2 protein-coding genes are annotated in these 3,471 nt (G+C 55.9%); both read left to right on the forward strand.

Annotated elements, in window-relative coordinates:
• Nucleotides 1-1,985: Ig-like domain-containing protein (locus QUA83_RS22495; protein WP_333295949.1), on the forward strand; the 1,985-nt coding region annotated here is incomplete at its 5' end.
• A 34-nt stretch (nucleotides 1,986-2,019) separates the two neighbouring features.
• Nucleotides 2,020-3,471 (forward strand): calcium-binding protein (locus tag QUA83_RS22500; RefSeq protein WP_333295950.1); only part of this gene is annotated, 1,452 nt, incomplete at its 3' end.

Consider the following 3,471-nt stretch of genomic DNA (forward strand, 5'->3'; position numbering starts at 1 on the left):
CGACGCCAGACGAGCCGGTGCCGACGTTCCCGACGCCGAATTTGCCGACGCCGACAGGAAGTCCGACCCCGACAGGCAGTCCGGCGCCGACACCACCGACGCCCATCTTTAACCAACCTCCAAGAGCAGTTAACGACAACTTCACCACGGTTGCGGGTCAAGAACTCAGTTTCAACGTTCTGTTGAACGACACTGACCAGGAACAAAGCGCTCTGACTGTCACGACTTTTGCTCCAGCAAGCAAAGGGAGCCTGGTTCCCGTGGGCGGTGGCGTATTCAAATACACCCCGAATCCGGGCTTCTCGGGTACTGACAGCTTCAGCTACTCGATTTCAGACGGCAGCGGCGGCACAAGTAAGGCGGTAGTAACCATCAACGTCAGTAGCCCGCCGCAGCTAATAATTAACGACGGTGTGGTGGTTGCCAAAAGTAATCCTACCCAGACAATTACTGCCGCCGATTTGTTAGTCACAGATCCCGACAACAGCCCCTTGGAAATCGTTTACACGATTACTAAAGCCCCCGACGCTACCAGAGGTTTTGTCCAAAGGGGTACCACCTTTCTCAACGTGGGCGGCAAATTCACCCAAGACGATATCAACAACAACATCGTCAAATACAACTTGCTGGCAGCAGGTGGTAGCGACAGTTTCACGTTTACAGCCTCCGACGGGTCTGCAACTATCGGGCCGGCATCCTTCAGCATCACGGTGGTAGATAATATTGTCGATCGCAGCGCACTCCCGGCCAGCAGCTTTACAGGCAGCAACCTCAGCGACTTCATCCTCGGCGGGGCCGGCGACGATACCCTCTCTGGGGGCGACGGCAACGACATCATCGATGGTAATCGCGGCAACGACCTCGTATTCGGTGAAACAGGCAACGACTCGCTGGTGGGTGCGATCGGCAACGACACCGTTGACGGCGGACTGGGCAACGACACCGTTGACGGCGAAGACGGCATAGACTCGCTGATCGGCGGACTGGGCAACGACCTGATGTTCGGCGGCAATGACAATGACAACCTCTTGGGCGGTGACAACAACGACACCATTGACGGCGGAACAGGCAATGACTCGATGTTGGGAGAATCCGGCGAGGACTCGATACTTGGTGGCGCCGGGATTGACACCTTACTTGGTGGCATTGGCGACGACTCCCTCGACGGCGGTGCAGGCGACGACATCCTCGACGGTGGACTGGGCAGAGACTTGCTCGACGGCGGTATCAATAACGATTCGATCTTGGGCGGGGACAACGATGACACGATTTTGGGTGGAGAAGGCAACGACACGGGACTCGGAGGTTCGGGCAATGACTACGTGTTGGGCGAGGCCGGCAGCGACTCCCTCGACGGCCAAGCGGGCGACGACACTCTCGACGGCGGTGCCGGCAGTGACTGTCTCAGCGGCGCCTTCGGCAATGACTTGGTATTGGGCGGCGATGACAACGACTCGCTTTCCGGCGGTGCAGGCAATGACATTTTGGGCGGTGGCAACGGTTCTGACTTGCTCACGGGCGATGCTGGCAATGATTTCTTCTACTACGAAACTCCCAGCGAAGGCGTGGACGTGATTGCTGACTTTAACGCTAACGGCAGCGAGACCGACAGATTTTTGTTCAGGTCATCAAATTTCGCAGGTTTAACCAACTCAGGAACTACTCTTGATTTCACCAGTTTTATCGTCAGGAATATCGGGTCTAGCGGCGACGACATTAGCAAGCAATCAGTCATTTTGTTTGAATCTAAATTTGACAACGCTCAAGCAATAAATGCAGTGTTGAAGAATCAAAACGGTTCGAGCAAAACGGGAGCTTTCTTCGTGTACCTGAACAATACTTTTAACAAGTACGTTCTCGGCTTCGACCCGAATGTGGCAGATGACAGTCTCCCAGCTTTCGATTTGGCAGTGTTGAATTCTATTCCTACAGTGCCCGGAGCGCTCAGTACCGTCATTACTGCATCTGACTTTAAGTTTATTTAGTAGTTTTTGAGTAGCGTCGCAAGGAGTCGGAACAATGCCAAGTGCAGTACCACTAATTTTTCTCGAAGGGCGGCTACCCGATGAGAACGAGGATAGTTTGGATAGCGGCACGGTGCCGCAGCCTACGCCGTCGTCGGGGACGGAGCCGCCGATGATGACGGGGACGGAGCCGCCGATGATGACGGGGACGGAGCCGCCGATGATGACGGGGACGGAGCCACCGATGATGACGGGGACGGAGCCGCCGATGATGACGGGGACGGACCCGGACATTTTAATCACCCCCGTGCCGCGGCCGACTCTGACAGTTCCCACGCCTCCCCCAGAGCCACTTTTTGTCGATGGCTTAGTTGTCGCAAATGATGGCAGTAACTATTTAATCGGCAGCTTGTTCAATGACACGATTGCCGGGGGTGCCGGCGACGACACACTTTTGAGTCGGGACGGAGACGATCTACTCAGGGGCGAAGACGGTAACGATTCTCTCAACGGTGGCGCTGGTAAAGATTTTGTTGAGGGCGGGCGCGGTAATGACACGGCGCGGGGCGGCAAAGGCGATGACTTGGTTTCTGGCGACGAGGGCGGTGACGTAGCTTTTGGCGACCAGGGCAATGATATTGTTTTGGGTTCCGAAGGCAACGACTCGCTCTACGGCGGTAAAGGCAATGACTGTCTGCGCGGTGGTGGGGAGGATGACCTGATTTTTGGCGACAAGGGCAGTGATACTGTTTTTGGCGACACGGGTAACGACTGCCTGATCGGCGCTGGGGGCAATGATATTTTGTTGGGCCAGGAGGGCGGGGATGTCATCACCGGCGGTGTTGGTAACGATACTGGTGATGGCGGCGAGGGTGATGACCTGCTCTTCGGGGGCGATGGCAATGATTCTTTGTCTGGAGATGCTGGGGATGATATTCTTTCGGGCGATCGCGGATTGGATACTCTCACAGGAGGCGACGGATCGGATATCTTTGTTCTCGGTAGGGTGGGCACGTCGGCTGGTAGCAACGGGTTTCTCACTACTGGGGGTCGCGAAATCGGCGATGCTGATGTAATTAGAGATTTTAATGCGGGAGATTCGATCGGTCTGGCTGGAGGTTTGAACTTTACAGAGTTAGAAATTTTCCAGGGCCAAGGCTCGAATTCTAGCAACACGATTATTAGGGACAGGCAAACTGGGGAATTTTTGGCGGTGTTGATTGATGTTCGATCGAACTCGCTAGATGAATCTCGGTTCACTACAGCTCAAATACCGCGCGTAGACGACAATCCCTTCACCATTGAGGGGACAAGTCCGAATCCGGCACCATCACCGGGGACAAGTCCGAATCCGGCAGCGGGGACAAGTCCGGCACCATCACCGGCACCAGCAACGGGGACAAGTCCGGCACCATCACCGGCACCAGCAGCGGGGACAAGTCCGGCACCATCACCGGCACCAGCAGCGGGGACAAGTCCGGCACCATCACCGGCACCAGCAGCGGGG

The sequence above is a fragment of the Microcoleus sp. K1-B1 genome (assembly GCF_036704705.1).
In the GTDB taxonomy this organism is placed as follows: Bacteria; Cyanobacteriota; Cyanobacteriia; order Cyanobacteriales; family Microcoleaceae; genus Microcoleus.